Below are 19,465 nucleotides of genomic sequence, written 5' to 3' on the forward strand. Positions count from 1 at the left end.
ATCCCTTCTTTTGTGAGCATAATTGCATTTTTCATTGTAATTATATGTAAATCAGATAATAAAAAGTGAAAGGGTTATGGCCGTTTTTTGGCAGGAAATGTGCCGGTCGTTTTGGAGTTAACATGATATATTTGTATTGTGAGAAGTGGCGGAAAACACAACTCATAATATACCTTTATAATCTATAAAATCAATTAATGGATAATATGAGCCGTATGATGGCTACTTCCGCAAGCCAATTAGGAGGATTAAAGACCGTCATGAGTGGTGTATATGGAAGTATGTCAAACAGTAGACAAGCCATGACAAATAGTGTATCAAATCAAGTCATTAATAATTCTTTCGGATTATCTGGCGGTGGAGTTATTCCAATGCTTGGTGGAGATTTATTGAAGTACCCGTAAATTTAGAAGGAAGAGACGTGGCACGCGGTACTTATCGGCTATACAACCGAGTATCAAGAAAGAGAAGAAAAGAGAAACTCAGCCTTTTAGGTTTGGGTTTCTTTTATTTTATAAAAAAACGGAGTGTCAAAATGAGCTCTTTTACATTCAACAATCAACGAAAAGAATATATCCAACTAGAAAGAGGATGGAGCCCGCCAACATGGGAACCTCTAAAACGTAAATTCTTAAACACGCCTGGATATCCAGGCGCAAGATTATTAGGAATGGAAACAGATTCTCGTCGACTTTCTGTCCCTGTGGGAATTATCGTTCCAGATGGAACAGATTTAGAAACGTTAAAAGAAGAAATAGCGACATGGTTAATTACTGAACAAGCAACCGAGCTAACTTTTGATACAAAACTAGATAGAACATATATAGCTGTTATTGATGAAGATTTTAATGTTGATAATTTTATGAGTTTAGGAAAAGGCACCTTAAAATTCATTTGTCCAATGCCTTATAAACTAGGCCCAAGGAGAAAAATAGATTTCAAATTACAAGGAAGTAGATTAATTACAAATATATCGAATAATGAGAGTAAATATTCTGATCCTACGTTCATAGTTAAGGTAGAAACTCCCTCTACTTTTATTGATATTTCACGAAAAAAGGAAGAAGAAATTCAACATTTTCGTATGGGATACCCTGTTTCTGTGGAAGAACGAACAGTCGAGAAAGAACAGCTTGTTATGCACGATGAAATGAAAACAATGGTTGGTTGGAATCAAAATGGTCCAAACACTAACGAAGGTGAAAACACAGGAACTCTAAAGTCAGATAGTGAGCGCTTTGTTATAGATAACTTTGGTGCAGGTAGTACATGGCATGGCGGAGTGGCTAGGAAAAGTTTAAAAGAACCGCTACAGGATTTTACTGTTGAAGCAAACGAAGAAACAGGTGAGTATCTAACTTTTGAAAAGATTAACGGTGGGAAGTTATACGTCGCTGATGCAGATGCCTTACAACGTTGGACAGAAGATGGTTCACACAAATATGACATCTATAGTCCACAAACAGAAGATCAAAATATGTCAGCCGAAAGATTAAAACAACTAACGGAAGCGGAACTAAAGAAACGTATTAATAGCACTGTACAGTATGAAGTAACTCCAATTGCATTAGAAAAGATATTTGGTTTATCTCATGAAAAAGTAAATAAGGGCGATATTGTCCATTTCAAAGATACAAAATTTACGCCACCTTTGTTTTTAGAAGCACGTCTTATCGCAGCGGATGAATGTGATACAAATGCGGCAAATGATAAATATTATTTTGTTGATTTTAAAGAAGTAGAAGATACGAGAAGTCTGTTAGATCACATGTATGCCCAAGTTATGGGCAGTCTAGCTGGAAAAGCAAATAAAGGCTTGTTAGATAAGTTGGAAGAACTTGTGAAAGAGACAAATGAACAAGTTGATGTTGTGAAAAAGGAATCAGAAGCAGCAAAAAAGTTAGCAGAAAAAGTACAAGAAAACCTTAAAAATTATCAAACAAAAATTATTGAAAGCGCAAAACCACCGACAATCGGTTTAGAAAATGGAAAAACCTTATGGTTAGATATTTCAAACGGCAAGCCTGGCATCCTCAAATTATGGAAGAATGGCAATTGGGAGTCGGTTGTTCCTGATATGGACAAAGTAAAGGAAGATACCTTAGAGCAAGTCAACAAAGATATTGAAACCACAAAAACAGAGTTGAATAAAAAAGTTCAAGAAGCACAAAATCAAGCAACAGGACAATTTAATGAAGTGAATGAAAGATGTTGAAGATTACGTTGGTGGAATTGGTAACCAAACGGTTTTACGCAATGTCTTGTAGAAGAACGACACGAAATATTGGCAATTAACTTCAAACGCAGTAAGAGATACACAAGTCACTTATAAGAGGTGCAATTCACTTAGTGTTATTACTACAGGTAATATGACTTATTTTTTATCCTGTTTCTTTCTTAGTTGTACCTAGCGCGTTTTTATAATTCTTTATTTAATTCCTAATTTAAAGAACAAACTATCCAAAATAACATGATTTATATGACTATGTATACTATTTTTGGAAAATATTGTAATTAATTAACATTTGAAACTATAACACAAATTATTTAAATAATATATCTAAATTTATCGTCATCACAATGGTGCTTGTCTTTAAATTTTCAGCAATCATTATTCCAGGAAATCTTTTATGCCTCCCTTCAATTAGGGTCAGTATTATTCTATGTTTTAGTAAAAAAACTGCTTGTTTATTAACCTATTATTATACTTTTATATGATAGAGAGCTTTCTACTAGATATAGAATTCATAAAAACTATGCTAATTTTTAAGGGAGAGTGGATAGAACTACTGATTATGAAATTAATCAACACACATTTATCAAAGAAAATATTCTAATTTAAAATAATTTCTTATTTTGGAGTATACTGTCTTGAATGTATATTTCAAAATTGAATAGGTAAAAGATTTTATGTAACAACAAATAAAACTTCAGTATATGTAAAGCGATTTTTTACGAATATATAGCTTGATAAAAATAAAAATCATCATTTGGTAACCATGTTCATATCGTGATATCCAAAATTAAATTCAAGATAACTCATGTAATAAAGACTTCATAATTTTACCGAATCTGCGAGATACGTTGAAAACAGAATTTGTATTCCTCTAAAAATATTAATTTTCAGAATTTTCAATAAAAATGATTAGATTATACTAACTTAATGATAATGATTAAAAAGGCTACTATAGAACCCAAACATTAGTAGAAGAAAGACATATACAAGTATTATGAGTTTGAAAATTTCATAAACTCTAAAATCTTATAAAAAGAGGAGCATAAAACATGAGCGAACAATGTCCAATTAATGTACCATGTCAGGTAGCGGGACAAACCCAAACACCATTAAGTGATGAGACTGCAACACCAATTGTTACTCCAGGAGCACCTATTGTAAAGATTCCAGTTGTATTAGCTGAAAGAACGCTTCAAATTGTTGTAGAGTCCGATATTTCATTAGAGCCTCCAGCAGTCGAAATTAAACGCATCTTAAAAAACGTATTTTTAACACAATGTAAGTTAGTGCCTGTAGCATTCGTACCAGTACCAGGTACACCTTACCGACGAGTTACAAGAGCGAAATTATTTGTACAAGGCTATATTCGTAAAAATATTGAATATGCAAATGACGAGTGTAATGGAGTTCTATATGATCGTATTGCAAATGTTCCATTTTCTGGTTTTGCAGATCTGACAGAAGGTGATTTTCTATCATTAGCTTTAGTAGCTTCTTCTTCGGACACTACTTCTCATTTTATAAATCCTAAAAACGGTGATTTACCACGTCTAGACAAATATTTCTTTGAAAATGCAGTTTTTTATAACGAACAACCATATTGTGAATTAGTAAGCGCTCAATTTTTTGAATTAGACTTTTCACCTTGTCCTACAAACCTAAACGAACCATTTGATACGCTTCGTGAAAAAATTGTACTAGATCTTACTTTAAAAGTTTTACAAGTACAACAAGTACAAGTAGCACTATAAAAATAAAAAGAAATTGTCTTTGTTAAAAAGACAATTTCTTTTTTATTTTTATACAACATATATAATGATGAAATGGTCACATACAAAAAACAAATTTTTTGAATTTCATCAGACGGGGGGATGGTGATGAAAAATCCATGGATTGGTAAGGGGATATGGGATGAAATTTACAAGTATAAAAAACTGAATATACAAGATAATTTACACGAAAAAAGAGGGGGAAAAGAAGAAATACCACCTGAATTAAAGGGAGAATATGTAGCATCAAAATTAGAGAAAGAAGGTAAAGCGTCTGGATCACAAATAGGGCCTTTAATACGCTCACTGGTGGTCAAAACTCCATTTTCTATTTTTTCAGAAGTAACTAGTTTTAAAATATTTCCAAAAATAAATGTTAAAAATCAAGAAGCATTTGTATTTAGGAATGAAAAAGGTGTAGAAGGGCGTGAATTAGATTGTAAGTTATTAACTACAGTGCAACAATATTATTCGGATAGTTATTGTAAATTAGTTTCTTTAAATCTTCATGAGAAGAGAATTCATTTTGAATTATATAACCAAAAAAATAAAGGGAATAAAGAAGAGAATAAGGTAGAGGCATCTTCATGGATTCCTATTCACAGTATAATATTAGAGAGTGAAAATGGGGAAGACGTAAATAATTTTATTACAGCGAAACTACCAATAGAAATAGGAAGATATAAAGGTGAAATTAGTTTACGAGAAAAGGTTGTATTTAAAGAAAAAGTCATTGGAATAAAAGAGGTTGAACAGGAGATTATTTTGACAAAAACCGAATTTTTAATACCAAAGGTAAAAAAGAATGAGCAAAATACACTTACAGTTGAAAAAGGGAGCTTATTGGTAGAAGGGTATATATATCAATGTATTGAATACATATCAGAACAAAGTAAACTTCATGATAATGAGCATCAGTTAATACAAAATATTGTATTGGAGTTAATCATTCAAGTAATACAAGAACAAGAAGTACAAGTGCGAATTAAATAAAAATAATTATATTCCCTCGATTAGCTGATTATTTTTATTCGTAGTGTATCGATGGGTATTCTTTTGTAAATCATTCAGTGCTGCAAACTATTTGTTAAATGGTTTATCCTTGATAAATACAATTTTACATTGTTACTAAATTGTATGAATCTCCTCTGGTTTAAGTTTTAAAAAAGTGCTAACAAGTTTGCAAACGATCTTGCTAACACTTATACAGAATAGACATAAATTATCGCTGATATGTCGTTTTTAAAAATAGTCTTAATCAGTTAAATCACACTTATACGAAATGCTCATAAAAACCGTCTTAGTATCAAGAATATAACATGTTAGGTCAAACAAACCTTGATATAACAATGTTTGTTTAACTTAAATTTGTAAAACATTTACATTTTATAAATGCAAGTTATCCAAATCAACGTAATTATAAACATAAACATGATTAACACCAATCGGTTTACGTGACATTCGTATATTTTAAGTCTTTGATAAATAATACAATTTAAATTTTGCAGATCAGTAGAATGAGGAAATATGCTTAGAGTATTAGCGAAACCCAATCCTAATCAATTCTTTATCATTTATTTCAATTACGAATCTATATTCTTTGTCTAATATCCAGTAATAAAAACTGACTGCATCAACGTCAACTAGTGATTGGAATACTTTATCAAGATTTGTACTTACTACAGGGATTTCATAGTTATCCCATATTATAAAAATCTGTTCGTCAAAATCTAGTTGGTTTGCTCTAATAAGGGAAATTAGTTGTTCTTTGTTCGAAGCTATGAATTGGTTATCTATCTGTTCCCAATCTATTCTTCCCGAGACAGTTATAGGAAATGAATTCATTAAAATAATAGCAATCTGCTGGCTTTTTTCTTGGGAGAAAATGAGAGTTTCGTTTCCTAGGGATTCAAGGCATTCACTAAACAAAGGGTTTGTGTCATTGTTGTTTTTGGTTTTCAGTGCTCTTAACTTTTGTCGCAATTTCCATTGTCTTGACGATCTATCATCCATTTTTAACATTCCTTATACAATTATTTAAGAATGAGTATAGCATATAAGGGAAGTCTTTATGAAAAGGAACTTTTTAAATATAAATTAAATAAAAGCGTTATTTGAAAAAAAGCCTTTTAAGGAAAGATAAGAGGCCATCAAAAAATATAACAACATGAAAATTTTATATTATGTATATACAATTTAAAGAGTTAGTGGAAATAATAAAATGTATAAAATTCTTATAAAAAAGCCCTAGGATTAGGGGATCTAGGGCTTCCTCTGTTGGTATATCTCACACGACATTATAAAAAGAAAAGAACTTAATGAAGGTAACACATGAATGTTTCGTAAATGTATCAAAAAAGTGAACAAAAGCGTTATTTTATTAGAAAAGTATGATTGTATGAAATAACATGTATGAAAGAAGAGGCGTTAGCAAAAATATCCCTTAACGAAATCGGCTTTATTTTTCAGCAAAGTAACCTTCTTAAGTGACTCATGTTGTATAGGTAGCAGAGAAAACAGAAAGAGTTCTTTTTATGGAGGACGGAGAAGTTGTTAGTGAAATACAACTAGGCAAGTTTAGGAATGATGATTTAAAAGCGCGAGAAGAGAAATTGTTAAAATGGTTAGCTGTACTCGGATTTTAAAGACAAAAACTCCTATTGAATATAGGAGTTTTTTCTTTGTTTGAAAGTTCGAAAAGATATATAATAATTTTCTGACTATTAATTTATGGAGGGGTATTAATGAAAACTGAAACGTTACACACACAAGAAGACATTTTAAAAATGCTTGATTCATTATTAAGACCTGCAGAACCATTTTGGAATGAGTTTTATGAGAATAGAGAAAAGGATGTTCCGTTTTTTGAAAATATTCCAGATGAGAATCTAGTTTCGTATATACAAAAAGAGAGAGTTTCAAAAGGGAAGGTATTAGAACTTGGATGTGGTCCAGGTAGAAATGCCATTTATTTAGCGACTCAAGGATTTGATGTAACAGCAGTGGATTTATCTGTAGAAGGCATTAATTGGGCTAAAGAAAGGGCATTGGCAAAAGGGGTAGCAATTCATTTTATTTGTGATTCAATTTTTAATTTAGAGGTTCAAAACGAATTTGATTTTGTATACGATTCGGGCTGTTTGCATCACATTCCACCGCATAGAAGAATAAATTATGTGGATTTAATTAAAAACTCATTAAAATCGGGTGGTTATTTCGGATTAACATGTTTTGCGGCAGGCGATTTAGATGAGCGAAATGGATCGGAAATAACAGATTGGGATGTATATAGAGGATGGAGTCTACAAGGTGGTCTTGCATACTCGGAAGAAAAGTTAAGAGAGATATTTAAAGAATTTGAGGTAATTGAGATTAGAAGGATGAAACAAATGAAACAACCGAAAGAAATGTTTGGAGAATCATTTCTTTGGACAGCATTATTTAAGAAGAAATAATAAAGTAGATAATTGACAAACTCATCGTTTTTATAGACAATACACTTATAGGAATGTACGTTCGGTTTTTTGCCGACTTATGTTTTACATAAATATATAACAAGGGGCTGTCTCCATATGAGTAACACAAATCAAAAAATTACTACGTTTTTAATGTTTGAAGGCAAAGCTGAGGAAGCAATGAATTTTTATACGTCGCTATTTGACCAATCGGAAATTGTAAGTATTTCTCGCTACGATGAAAATGGACCTGGTAAAGAGGGAACTGTAATTCATGCAACTTTTACGCTAAATGGCCAAGAGTTTATGTGTATTGATAGTTATGTAAATCATAATTTTACATTCACTCCAGCTATGTCTCTTTATGTAACTTGTGAGACAGAAGAAGAAATTGAAACGGTCTTTCATAAACTAGCGCAGGATGGAGCAATTCTTATGCCTTTAGGTTCTTATCCGTTTAGTAAAAAGTTTGGCTGGTTAAATGATAAGTATGGTGTATCTTGGCAGTTAACTCTTGCTGAATAAAAAAGAAAAAGCGTAGCTTATTTTTGTTTGTAAAAGATGTTCATCTTGTATGGAATGAAGTTTCTAGGGTTTTAAAGAATAAGGGTATTCTTATTGCTGGATTTACAAATCCGTTACTATGGATTTTTGATGATAACCAAGAACAAAAAGGTATTCTTGATGTTAAACATTCAATTCCTTCATCAACATTGGATTATTTACCAGAGGATGAAGTTCAAGATTACATCGATTCAAATCAAACAATAGAATATGCACATACTTTAGAAGACCAAATCCAAGGCCAAATTGAAGCTGGTTTTGCTATAACAGGTTTTTATGAGGATGATTTTGGTGGAACAAGGATATTAGATAAGCATATTAAAACATTTATTGCGACAAAAGCTATAAAGTTAAAGATGGATTAAGAATTTTTGCTTGTCGCACGGGGCGTTAGTCGAAAAACGCTCTTAAAATAGAAAAGGATGGTGTTTTCCATCCTTTTCCTTATGTATTTTGATTGTCGAAACTATTCTCAAAACAAGTTTTACACTACCAATTGTATAATTAGGTTATGCTTTTATATTAAGAATTTTGCTGACCAAATCTTTTCCCGAGTTTAGCTAACAATTCAGGTTGATCGCTTTGGCTCATTATAACTTCAATAAAGATAAGTTGATTCTTATTAAAAGTTATATTTGTTAAGACTTCTGCTAATTCTGATTCATTTTCTACTTTAAATGTTAGACTTTTTTCTTCTGCCACAAATACCATTGATAGTTTATTGTAATCCCACATTTGTATATCATTATAAGGTTGGTTTTGGCCGTGAATGGCACGTTCAACAGTGTATCCGTTGTTATTGATTAAAAATATAATTGGTTTTAAATTTTGACGTAATATAGTTGATAACTCTTGGGCAGTTACTTGGAAAGAACCATCACCAATAATTAAAATGTTGCGCCGTGATAAATTGGCGAGCTGTGTACCAAGTAGAGCAGGCAGTGTGTAGCCGATAGATCCCCATAACGGTTGTCCTACATATGCAGTGTTATTAGGTAGAGGGATAGCAGCACTACCAAAGAAAGGTGTTCCTTGCTCTACAATTAAGACGTCGTTTTCTTGTAAGAAATGGTACATTTGCTGCCAAAAACGTTTTTGTGTGACCATTTGTGCTTTTGGAATGAACTCTTCAGTAAAAGGTGAGGATTCTAAAATAAATGGCTTAACGTCAAGGGTATCTTTATTACGATGCTCAATTGAATCACTTAAATGTTGTAAAACATCCTGCATTACAACTGGACCGTATTTTTTATCTATAATTTTCACAGTGTAGGGATGGATTTCTATAACTTGTTCTTTTGTAAAACCTTGTGTGAAGCCGCCTGTAATAGTATCAGTTAACTTCACACCAATACTAATAATACAATCAGATTCATCAATTCTTTTTCGCAAGTACGGAGAACTTACATCACCAGTATAAATCCCTATAAATTGAGGCTGTTTTTCTGGGAATATTCCTTTTCCCATACTTAACGTCGCGATGGGAAACCCAGTTTTTTCTACGAATTGATGTAAATTTTCTTTAGCGTGAAATCGATCTACTTCAAAATCAGCTAAAATAACAGGTTTTTTGGCACTATTTATTTGTGAAATGGCATGTAGAAGCATTTTATTTAATGCTTCTTTATTACTTAAAATAGGTTTATTTATAATAGGTTCTGTCGGTTTATTAATTGGTTTATTATACACATCAATTGGCAAATTAATATGAACAGGGCGTTTTTCATTCCAACATGCACGTAATACACGGTCAATTTCCTCAGCTGCATGCTCAGGTTTTACATTTGTTTGTGCCACAGTGATTTCTCGATACATATTGGAAAAGTGATCGAACTTTCCATCTCCTAACGTATGATGGACGATTGCTCCATTTTCCATTACTTTTGTTGGTGGCGTACCCGTGATTTTTATAACTGGCACGTTTTCCGCATATGAGCCAGCAATACCGTTAATAGCGCTTAATTCTCCAACTCCGAAAGTAGTAATAAGAGCAGCGATTCCTTTTATGCGAGCGTACCCATCTGCTGCATATGCAGCATTTAATTCGTTACAATTGCCAATCCACTTTAAATTTTCATGTGCTACCACATCATCTAAAAAGGCAAGATTATAATCACCAGGAACCCCAAATATATGTTCAATTCCTAATTCATGTAGTCTATCCAATAAATATGTACTTACAGTATATTGTTTTTTCAAATGAATCATCTCCTAATTATGCAATGAATGTTTCAATAGACTAAATAAGTTCTAATGCGTTGATTAAAATATTCATTACTAGATTGTGGTATAATTTACATACAGGGGGAAAGTAGATGACACAACATAAAGAAGAACAGATGAATGAGGCATTAGCATTATTTTATTTTGCATATAAAACATTTACTGAAAAGCCAGATGAAATTATAAAAGAATATGGCATTCAACGAGTACATCATCGAATTTTATTTTTTATCGCACGTTTTCCAGGGATAAGTGTAAATGAGTTATTATCACTATTAGAAATAAGTAAACAAGCTCTCCACGGACCGCTACGTCAACTTGTGGAAAAGGGCTTAATTGAGAGTAATGAAGCTAAGCATGATCGACGTGTGAAACAGTTGTCTTTAACAGAAAAAGGTACAGATTTAGAGAAAAAACTGAGTGATGTACAAAGACAACAAATGGGTGCTATTTTTTCAAAATTTGGTGAATCATGTGAGGACAATTGGCACCAAGTTATGAATGAAATGGCAAATAGCCGATCAGGTTTTGATGCTTGGATAACGAAACGTGAACTACCAGTCGATCAAAAATAATGAAAAAACTTCTGTTTTTATCGTTTGAAAAAGAACAAATTTTATCCATACATTTGGCAACTATGATTTGGTCATAGAGTGAATGGATAAAAAGATACATTACTAGATACTTTATACGTGTACGCAATGGAACAATAAAATTCACATTTCCGAAAGGGGAATTATAATGATAAAACTTGTACTTATTCGTCACGGACAAAGTTTATGGAATCTTGAAAATCGCTTTACTGGATGGACAGATGTTGATCTATCAGAGAATGGATTAAGTGAAGCGAGAGAAGCAGGAGCAATATTAAAGAAAAACGGATATACTTTTGATGTGGCTTATACATCAGTATTAAAACGCGCAATTCGGACGTTATGGATTGTACTTCATGAGATGGATCTTACTTGGGTTCCAATACATAAATCTTGGAAGCTAAATGAAAGACATTATGGTGCATTGCAAGGGCTGAATAAAGATGAAACTGCACAAAAATATGGTGAGGAGCAAGTTCATATTTGGAGAAGAAGTGTTGATGTAAGACCACCGGCTCTCACTGAAGACGATCCTCGATATGAAGCGACCGATCCAAGATATAAAACACTCAAAAAAGGTGAATTTCCATTAACTGAATGTTTAGAGGATACGGAGAAGAGAGTACTTGCTTATTGGCATTCAGAAATTGCGCCGACATTAAAAAGTGGTAATAAAGTAATTATTTCATCACACGGTAACACAATTCGCTCGCTAGTAAAATATTTAGACAACCTTTCAAGTGATGGTGTAGTTTCATTAAATATTCCCACTAGCATTCCGCTTGTTTATGAATTAGACGAAAACTTACGTCCGATTCGTCATTATTATTTAAGTATGGATGGAGAAGTACCTGAAGGGGAAATTCCGAAACATATTTCTTTTTAATACGAAAATTTGAAATGAATGCTTGTCTACATATACAATATAGACTCATGGTAAAGTGAAATTTTAATCAGTGGGGGTCTTATTTCCCACAAATAACAGGATAAAAGACGTGGTACTTTCTAATATATATGCGATGTAGCTAATTTTAGAAGCTTGTCCACGTCTTTTGTCATAAAGAGAGCAGCTTGCGCATGTAATGATATCGTGAGTAGTTTTTGAATGGAGGGTGATGTGATTAATGATCTCTAACATTCGAATTGGCTTATTTGTTTTAGCGATTGTCTTTGTAGTCCTTGTTTTCTTTTATTGGAAAAATGAGGAGTTGTACGAGGAGAAAAAGCAACGTATTAGAAAGACTTGGTATGGTTTGTTTATCATATCTGTCACCGTGTATTTCATGATAAAAGGAATTGATTTAACCCTCTGGAAAAATCTTTTAATGTTTACTGCAATGGTTATTTTTGTTGATATTGCGTTCATTTTAACGCCTAATATTTCAGAAATATGGGGTGCGAAATTTAGCGATATTGGCAAGACAGTTCAATCAATAAAACGATCATTAATTGCATCTAAAGCGAGAGGGGAAATATACACGACAATTATTCAAAATGTTAATCCAGCAGTATTCGGTACGATGGAATGGCATACGGAAGAGGAATATACAAAGAGCTTAAATGCATTTTTAGATTCATATGGGGAAAAGATTGGCGCGAAAATTGTTGTTTTTGAAGCCGCGAAGGAATTAAATACAAACTTTCGTGGTATTCGCTCGCAATTTAGTATTATCGTTCCGTTAGAACATATCGAGCAATTGAATGAGCAGAAAGCGGTGCAAGTAGAAAATGTCGGGATTATACCAGCAAAAATAGTAAGTGACGTTTTCATTGTTATTGATGGAAAGAAAAATAACCTGCAAGATCGGGATTTTGAAAATGTATATAATTTAACAATACATCATAGTTATTTTAGTAAATAAGGACAGAATCTTTTTCTGTCCTTTTCTTCTATACATAAATTAAAAACAAAATCCGACAAAGTTGAATAAAATTGGACAATCATTCCTACACTAGCATGTAGAGGTGATTGTAGTGGTAAAAGATTATGACAATGATTTTTTTAAAGAAGGTAACGAAGATACAACAGATTTCTCTTTAATAAAAGGGGATACGTTGCAGCAAGTAGAAGAATTAGAAGAAGAATTAAAAAGAAAATCATAAGTGTACACTCTTTCTACATTTGCTATATAATATAAATAAAAGGTTGTATCTTTTTGAAAAGGGGGAGAAGAGATGGCTGAAGTCAATGTGCAAAAGTCTTCGTTTTTTAAAGAAAAAAAAGAAGAATCAAATACAGATTTCTCTCTTGTGAAAGGTGCATTAACGGAGAATATAAATCGGTTAGAGAAACTGATGAATAATAGTAGTTCAAAATATATACAGGTGAAAAGAACAAAAGAAAATGCATAGAGCATTTTCTTTTTTTTATTTAATAGTAAACTTTTCTCTTATTTTTTCAGGCAAATCTGCTTTCTGAATCTCTTCATAGGACTTTACTTCAATTGATGATATTTCATTTTTATTATTATCATCTTGATCTACATAAAGGCGTAAAAACGCGTCTGCATTTAATTTATGATTGTTTTCTTTTTTTGTACTTCTAAATGTAATTTGTTTTTTGACGCCATCTTCATCATATGCGGGCAGCGTATAGTTTCGTAAGTTTCTACCATCTACCTTTTCGATAGTTCCTTCGCCTTTTATCTGCATGTAATATACATCTTTACCAATTCTATTTAGTGACGCTCTCTCACAGCCAATAGTAAAACTAGAAAATAATAAACATAGTGTAATAATTGCTAAAAACTTTTTCATTTTCTTTATCTCCTTTAATGTGTTTCTTTAAAAAGTATACGGCTATTATTAAATGAGAAAAATCGATATAGATTACAATGCCCTTACAATGTTGTAAGAGTGTTTTACATAAAATGAACAATAAAAGTTAAAAGAAAGGTAAAATAATAAATCATGGTATAATGATAAAAGACTTACATACTATTTTTTCATTTTGAAAGGAGCTTGAAAAATGTATTCTACTTTAGAACAATTAACAAAGCACCCTGTATTTTATCATTTTGCAGAAATTTCAAAGATTCCTAGAGGATCAGGTAATGAAAAGGAAATTAGTGATTATTTAGTGGGCTTTGCAAAAGAGCGTAACTTAGAAGTCATTCAAGATGAAGCATTAAATGTCATTATTAAAAAAGAAGCAACAGCTGGTTATGAAAATGTACCAGCTATTATTATTCAAGGTCATATGGATATGGTTTGCGAAAAAAATCAAGCAACAGTACATGATTTTGAAAAAGATCCAATTGAATTAAGAATCATTGGGGATATGTTATATGCAAATCAAACAACTTTAGGTGCTGATAATGGTATTGCAGTTGCGTATGCATTAGCTTTATTAGATTCAAAAGAAATTACGCATCCAGCACTTGAAGTCGTTATCACTACTGAAGAAGAAACGACAATGGGCGGGGCTTTTGCTATTGATCCAAATCATTTTGAAGGAAAGATATTTATAAATATTGATTCTGAAGAAGATCATAAATTACTTGTAAGTAGTGCAGGTGGTGCGAAAGCTGTTGAAACAATTCCCGTAATTTGGGATGAAACGCCAGCGAATATGGATGCATACCGTCTATATATTGGTGGTCTAAAAGGCGGACATTCTGGTATGGAAATTGATAAACAACGCGGTAATGCGAACAAAGTATTAGGACGAGTATTACGTGATTTATCGGCACATACGGAGTTTAACATAAGTGAAGTTCACGGCGGATTAAAAACGAATGCAATTCCGCGTGAAAGTGTAGCTACACTTTTAATTCGTACAGAAGATGTAGGACAAGTAGAAGAAAAACTAGAATCATGGACACGTGTATTACAAGAAGAAATGCGTGCTGTTGATCCAGATGTTCATGTTACACTGACAAAATTGGATGAAAAAGTTGAAAAAGTATTTGCTAAAGAGACACAAAAGCAGCTTATTTCATCATTATTCTTAATTCCAAATGGCATTCAAAGTATGAGCATGGATATTAAAGGTCTTGTAGAAAGCTCAACAAATTTAGGCGTTATTGAAACGTTGCAAGATGAAATTAAATTACGTAACGAAGTGCGAAGTTCTGTAAGTAGTTTAAAACAACATGTTACAGAAGAAATCAAATATATTGCTGAATTAGTTGGTGCTACATTTGAAATAGAGTCAGAGTATCCAGAATGGCCATACAATCCAAACTCACAAATTCGTAATTTATTTGAAAAAGTGCATCAAGAAAAATACAATAAAGAAATTGAAATCTTCGCTGTGCATGCGGGGATTGAGTGTAGCGCATTCGTTCAAAAAATGCCTGAATTAGATGCAATTTCATTCGGACCAGACATTTTTAACGTCCACACTCCAGATGAACATATCAGTATCTCTTCTGTAGTGAATAACTGGGGATTCTTCATTGATGTAATGAAGGGTACAAAAGAATTAGCTAAGTAATAACGAAGAAATAAAAAGGAGTCTATAAAAATTTATAGGCTCCTTTTTTGTATTGGAATTTATCTCGCAATTTGCCGGGCAGTCCGATTGGTTTAACTAATAATCAGTGGGGGATGAATAAAACCACTACTGATTAAAGTTTCACTTTATGAGAAGTCATTTTTCGTTAGTATGTAATATTAAGCTTGAACAATTAATAAGGATGAATTGTTGATGTTTTTTAGTACTGATGAAGGGGTGGAGAAATGAAGGAAAGAAAGCATTTTATTGTTTGTATGTTTTTATTGTTTTTCACATTTAGTTTTATTGGTGTTCAGAAAATAATAGCAGAAGAAGTTGAATTTTCAGGAACAACAGCTCCATTGAATGTAAATGTTAGAGAGGCAAAAAGTTTAAATGCAAATATTGTAGATGTGATTCCCGGAAATACAAAAGTATCTTTTAAAGGATGGGAGTATGGTGAAACGGTTAAAGATTATTGGACAGGAAATTTAGATAATCGTTGGTTTTATTATTTTAAAGATGGAAAAAAAGTATATGTAACGTCAGCGTATATTAATGGAAATCCTCCAAATACATCAATAGATCGTAAATTATTTGTACCTAACATATTACAAGAAAGATCAAATTGGTGTTGGGCAGGCACTTCGGTTTCAGTTTTAAATTATTTTGGGAAAACTCCTTCACAAGATCAGTACGTTAGGTATGTTAAGGGTGGATCATATAATAATCCTGCAACTTCACGTGAAATACAATATGGATTATCAGGATACGGTGTTAGCTCAGCTATAAGTTCTGGAGCAAAATCTTATGATTGGTTCAAAAGTCAAATTAATAGTAATCAGCCGATGATTGCACTCATTATGTGGCAAAATGGAGCTAACATCGGACACTTTCTAGTACTTGATGGGTTTTATAAAGGGACAAATGGAACAGATTATATAACGTACATGGACCCTTGGTATGGTGATCATTATAATCATAATTTCAGTACGTTCCATAACAATAATAATTTTTGGTGGAGTGAAACTGTTTATAATATCCATGCAAACTAATAATATTAAAAGCGGGGGTTCATAAATGGGAAAACTACTTAAGCTTGTGATATTGTGCATGTGCTTAATGACCGTTATTATTTTCGCTAGTAAAATTAGTTATGCATCAAAAAATAAAAGTGAATCAGTACAATCGATCGCATTAAAAGATTATCAATATAGTAAGGGAAGTTCTTCTGAAAATTTAAGTTTTGAAAAAATAACAACATCTCCATTTTCGTTACCAATCTATGCAACAATTCCAGCACAGCAAATTTTAAATAGCTCTGAATTTAAGAATTTACTATTACCAACAAATGAAAAGCTGTGGTTTATTATGAAGGGTGAGCAGCCAGAAGGACTAATTGTTGCGAATGATACTGAACCGATTCGAACGGGCGGAGAAAATAGAAGTAAAGATTTATATGGATTATATACAGCAATAAAGAATAATACAAATGAAACAAAAGATATTAGTTATTTTGAATTTGAAGGGCAAGGAATATTGGTAGTAAATCAAAATAATGATCAAGAAATATACCTTAGTAAAGGTGCCGCTGCCATATTAAAACTTCCTGCTGGTCAAAAAGTATTGAGCAGTGAAGTATTACAGAAAATGAAAGAGAGAATTGTAACTGCTTTTGAATAGTTAATTATAAACTGAATAAATATATATGTATTTAGTATGAAATTTCATGTACTGTATTATTTTCAAAAATAATACAGTACATGGTATAAAAAGGATAACAAGAGAAAAGAGTGTAAGATATTATGAAAAATGATGATTATAGTAGGAAGAGTTGATTCTTACTTGTTTTGTATAGAGTTCGATCAAATTGCACTTCACATTTAAAATATTTAAATAATTCAAATAGAAAAGCTTGACCTTCACACTATGTAAAGGTTTACAGTAAGACAGAAAAGGAGGTTAAGAAATGAAAAAAATAACGAATTTGTGTATGAGTGCTATACTAACCACATCTATTTTCGGTGGTTATGCTCTAGGGAAGGGGATTGAGAAAGTTCAGGCGAAGGAAATTGAAAAAACGCAAAGAAAAGATATGAAGAAAGTAGAGGTGCGAAAACAAGTAGGAAAGTATACAATGCCAGATGAAAAAAGCAAACATGAAGGAACATGGTTACAATGGCCTCATGAATTTACATATGGGCAAAAATATCAGCAAGAAGTAGAGCCAATTTGGATTCAAATGACAAATGCTTTAAGCAAAGGCGAAAAAGTTCATATTGTTGCATATGATCAAGAAGAAAAAGAAAGAATTACTGAGGTTTTAATAGATCACGGGGTGAATATGGGGGAAATTGATTTCTTTATCGCACCTACTGACGATGTATGGACAAGAGATACTGGACCAATTTTTGTTTATGATAATGACAAAAATCTAAAGATATTAGACCCAGGATTTAACGGATGGGGAAAGAAAACACCATATAAGAAAGATGCTCGTCTTCGTGAGAATCTTAGTAAACAGTTAGGAATTGAAAGAATTGATTGGAATAAATTTGTTCTTGAAGGTGGCGCATTTGAATTAGATGGTAATGGAACTGTTTTACTAACTAGAAGTGCTGTGACGAATAAAAATAGAAATGCAAAATTGTCAGAAAAAGATATTGAAAAATATATTAGTGACCTTGGGGTAACAAATTTTATTTGGTTAGATGGAGTACCTAACTTAGATATTACTGATTTTCATATTGATGGATTTGCAAAATTCCACGATAAATCTACTATTATAACGTTAAACAAAAAAGATTTAGCTGAATGGGGAACGTCTGATAAAGATATTAACAAGTTGTTGCAGGCAAAAGATGCTGAGGGTAATAAGTACAAGTATGTATATCTGCCGTTAAGCAAGCATAATGTTACATTAAAAAACGGAAAGGAACTTGATTATAAAGGTTCATATATTAATTATTATATAGCGAATCAAGTTATCTTAGTTCCTAACTATAATGACCCTAATGATAAAATAGCAAATGAGATGATTCAAAAACTTTATCCTGATCGTAAAGTCGTGGGGGTTGATGTAAGAGAGCTTTATAAAAATGGTGGTATGATCCATTGTATTACTCAACAACAACCAATTAATTTAAAATAATATATTTATAGTGTTTAGGGAAGTTTTCTATTTCTTATGAGAACCTGTTTATCCATAGGATAGGTAAAGATGCGATGGCGTTTTTACCTATTTTATTGTATTTTTTATCCTGCATTAACGGGCAGCTTGAATGATTAAAGTTTCACTTTATAAGTTAAGTATACCTTTCCTATAAACTGAAGAAACCCACCCTTTTTGAAAAAAGCTTAATCAAAATGGATGAATTTTCTACATTAAAAGCTATACTTGCTGTTACGGAAGAAACATTATCTAAGGTATGTTTTTACCTTTTAAAAGTCGTTTGAAGCCCTTCAATAAACCGTCTAAAGAGTCCTCTATTATTGGAATTTTAAAAGTTTCTGGTACAATTAGTCTTACTAAAATATCTAAATACAATCTATATTTTTTCTTTTAGCAAGTCATACATGCCCATTACCTTCAGAATACAGAATTACCTTGAATAATAAAAGTTCAGCGACTTTTCTGTTTTTATTTGTAAATGAAACACATTATACTTGGCCAATTATTGTGCAACCTTTTCGAATAAATGATTTTCTTTATTTGAAAATAAGGGTGCATCTATAAAACCATAATGATACACTAAAATACCTAATTCCACTCTAGAATTAATATGCCATTTTTCTTTAATATGATTAATTATCGTTGAAATTCTTCGAGGGGTAACATATATTTTTTTTGAAATTTCTACATCTGTAAATCCTTTTGCTACATAAATAGCCACTTCTAACTCTCTTTCGGTCAACATTCTTTTCATAAAATACGCTCCTTCGAAATTATTTATATAAAAATCAAAAGAAACTATTAAAAGAAATAAAGGTGAAAAATCATATTTATTTTAATCAAGCTATTTGCGGATAGTAAGACTCCTACCTCAAAATTTAGATGTGGCAAAGAAGTCGAACTCCCTGTAAAAGCCTGCCTGGAGTGGACTAATAATCAGTGGGGGGGAATAAAACTCCCATTAATTATTAGTGAACCATATTTTAATAATTTCTCGTATTGTGATATAAGTTTG

Annotated in this window: 18 protein-coding genes and 3 pseudogenes; 17 read left to right on the plus strand and 4 right to left on the minus strand. The window is 32.0% G+C overall.

From position 1 onward, the window contains the following. Window positions 1-188: 188 nt before the first annotated feature. The 4 genes and pseudogenes from GD442_RS11610 to GD442_RS11625 form a co-directional block, all read left to right on the plus strand. Window positions 189-494: pseudogene (locus GD442_RS11610) on the plus strand (phage tail tape measure protein); the annotation flags it as partial. A gap of 41 nt (window positions 495-535) precedes the next feature. Then, window positions 536-2,215 carry a distal tail protein Dit gene (locus GD442_RS11615; RefSeq protein ID WP_002041139.1) on the plus strand — a complete coding sequence of 560 codons (1,680 nt, stop codon included), beginning with the start codon at window positions 536-538 and terminating at the stop codon, window positions 2,213-2,215. 1,070 nt (window positions 2,216-3,285) lie between these two features. Then, window positions 3,286-3,987, plus strand: coding sequence for a CsxC family protein (locus GD442_RS11620; protein WP_001294982.1), 702 nt, complete (start codon window positions 3,286-3,288; stop codon window positions 3,985-3,987). A gap of 126 nt (window positions 3,988-4,113) precedes the next feature. After that, window positions 4,114-4,998: a BC_2427 family protein gene (locus GD442_RS11625; RefSeq protein WP_000795504.1), complete on the plus strand. Its 885-nt coding sequence runs from the start codon at window positions 4,114-4,116 to the stop codon at window positions 4,996-4,998. A 546-nt stretch (window positions 4,999-5,544) separates the two neighbouring features. Here the strand turns inward: GD442_RS11625 and GD442_RS11630 are convergent. Next, the gene (locus tag GD442_RS11630; protein WP_000342724.1) at window positions 5,545-6,018 is read right to left on the minus strand and encodes a CDI toxin immunity protein; all 474 of its coding nucleotides are present in this window, start codon (window positions 6,016-6,018) and stop codon (window positions 5,545-5,547) included. Between the two features lie 491 nt (window positions 6,019-6,509). On the opposite strand from GD442_RS11630, the pseudogene GD442_RS28505 reads away from it, so the two are divergent. From GD442_RS28505 to GD442_RS11650, 4 genes and pseudogenes are all read left to right on the plus strand, one after another. After that, window positions 6,510-6,650: pseudogene (locus GD442_RS28505) on the plus strand (ABC transporter ATP-binding protein); the annotation flags it as partial. Window positions 6,651-6,749: 99 nt separating this feature from the next. After that, a complete protein-coding gene (locus tag GD442_RS11640; protein ID WP_000846294.1) occupies window positions 6,750-7,460 on the plus strand; it encodes a class I SAM-dependent methyltransferase in 711 nt (236 codons plus the stop codon). Window positions 7,461-7,577: 117 nt separating this feature from the next. Next, window positions 7,578-7,985 (plus strand): VOC family protein, encoded by a 408-nt coding sequence (locus tag GD442_RS11645; RefSeq protein ID WP_000072495.1) that lies wholly within the window; start codon window positions 7,578-7,580, stop codon window positions 7,983-7,985. 23 nt (window positions 7,986-8,008) lie between these two features. After that, window positions 8,009-8,389, plus strand: a pseudogene (locus GD442_RS11650) (SAM-dependent methyltransferase); the annotation flags it as partial. A 157-nt stretch (window positions 8,390-8,546) separates the two neighbouring features. On the opposite strand, the gene GD442_RS11655 reads toward GD442_RS11650, so the two are convergent. Beyond that, window positions 8,547-10,232, minus strand: a complete 1,686-nt coding sequence (locus tag GD442_RS11655; protein WP_002041140.1) for an alpha-keto acid decarboxylase family protein — start codon at window positions 10,230-10,232, stop codon at window positions 8,547-8,549. Between the two features lie 107 nt (window positions 10,233-10,339). Here GD442_RS11655 and GD442_RS11660 point away from each other — a divergent pair, with 107 nt between their 5' ends. From GD442_RS11660 to spoIISB, 5 genes are all read left to right on the plus strand, one after another. Next, complete coding sequence (locus GD442_RS11660) at window positions 10,340-10,822, plus strand: MarR family winged helix-turn-helix transcriptional regulator (protein ID WP_000191885.1); 483 nt, start codon at window positions 10,340-10,342, stop codon at window positions 10,820-10,822. A 166-nt stretch (window positions 10,823-10,988) separates the two neighbouring features. Beyond that, a complete protein-coding gene (gene gpmA / locus GD442_RS11665; RefSeq protein WP_000594152.1) occupies window positions 10,989-11,726 on the plus strand; it encodes a 2,3-diphosphoglycerate-dependent phosphoglycerate mutase in 738 nt (245 codons plus the stop codon). Window positions 11,727-11,964: 238 nt separating this feature from the next. Beyond that, the gene (locus tag GD442_RS11670; protein ID WP_000624977.1) at window positions 11,965-12,702 is read left to right on the plus strand and encodes a type II toxin-antitoxin system SpoIISA family toxin; all 738 of its coding nucleotides are present in this window, start codon (window positions 11,965-11,967) and stop codon (window positions 12,700-12,702) included. A gap of 112 nt (window positions 12,703-12,814) precedes the next feature. Next, window positions 12,815-12,943: a hypothetical protein gene (locus GD442_RS11675; RefSeq protein ID WP_000237819.1), complete on the plus strand. Its 129-nt coding sequence runs from the start codon at window positions 12,815-12,817 to the stop codon at window positions 12,941-12,943. 72 nt (window positions 12,944-13,015) lie between these two features. Beyond that, the gene (spoIISB, locus tag GD442_RS11680; protein WP_000852629.1) at window positions 13,016-13,192 is read left to right on the plus strand and encodes a stage II sporulation protein SB; all 177 of its coding nucleotides are present in this window, start codon (window positions 13,016-13,018) and stop codon (window positions 13,190-13,192) included. Between the two features lie 15 nt (window positions 13,193-13,207). On the opposite strand, the gene GD442_RS11685 is transcribed toward spoIISB, so the two are convergent. Then, the gene (locus GD442_RS11685; RefSeq protein WP_000713869.1) at window positions 13,208-13,597 is read right to left on the minus strand and encodes a YxeA family protein; all 390 of its coding nucleotides are present in this window, start codon (window positions 13,595-13,597) and stop codon (window positions 13,208-13,210) included. Window positions 13,598-13,808: 211 nt separating this feature from the next. On the opposite strand from GD442_RS11685, the gene pepD reads away from it, so the two are divergent. From pepD to GD442_RS11705, 4 genes are all read left to right on the plus strand, one after another. After that, window positions 13,809-15,278: a beta-Ala-His dipeptidase gene (gene pepD / locus GD442_RS11690; RefSeq protein WP_000287546.1), complete on the plus strand. Its 1,470-nt coding sequence runs from the start codon at window positions 13,809-13,811 to the stop codon at window positions 15,276-15,278. Window positions 15,279-15,523: 245 nt separating this feature from the next. Continuing rightward, on the plus strand, window positions 15,524-16,333 hold the full coding sequence (locus GD442_RS11695) for a papain-like cysteine protease family protein (RefSeq protein WP_000664544.1): 810 nt from the start codon (window positions 15,524-15,526) through the stop codon (window positions 16,331-16,333). Window positions 16,334-16,358: 25 nt separating this feature from the next. Beyond that, window positions 16,359-16,961 carry a hypothetical protein gene (locus tag GD442_RS11700; RefSeq protein WP_000517259.1) on the plus strand — a complete coding sequence of 201 codons (603 nt, stop codon included), beginning with the start codon at window positions 16,359-16,361 and terminating at the stop codon, window positions 16,959-16,961. Between the two features lie 286 nt (window positions 16,962-17,247). Beyond that, entirely contained in the window at window positions 17,248-18,429 is a 1,182-nt protein-coding gene (locus GD442_RS11705) for an agmatine deiminase family protein (RefSeq protein WP_000724488.1), read from the plus strand. Between the two features lie 523 nt (window positions 18,430-18,952). On the opposite strand, the gene GD442_RS11710 is transcribed toward GD442_RS11705, so the two are convergent. Beyond that, entirely contained in the window at window positions 18,953-19,204 is a 252-nt protein-coding gene (locus tag GD442_RS11710) for a response regulator transcription factor (protein ID WP_000827555.1), read from the minus strand. Window positions 19,205-19,465: the final 261 nt, after the last annotated feature.

The organism is Bacillus sp. A260, from assembly GCF_009861435.1.
Lineage (GTDB): Bacteria > Bacillota > Bacilli > Bacillales > Bacillaceae_G > Bacillus_A > Bacillus_A cereus.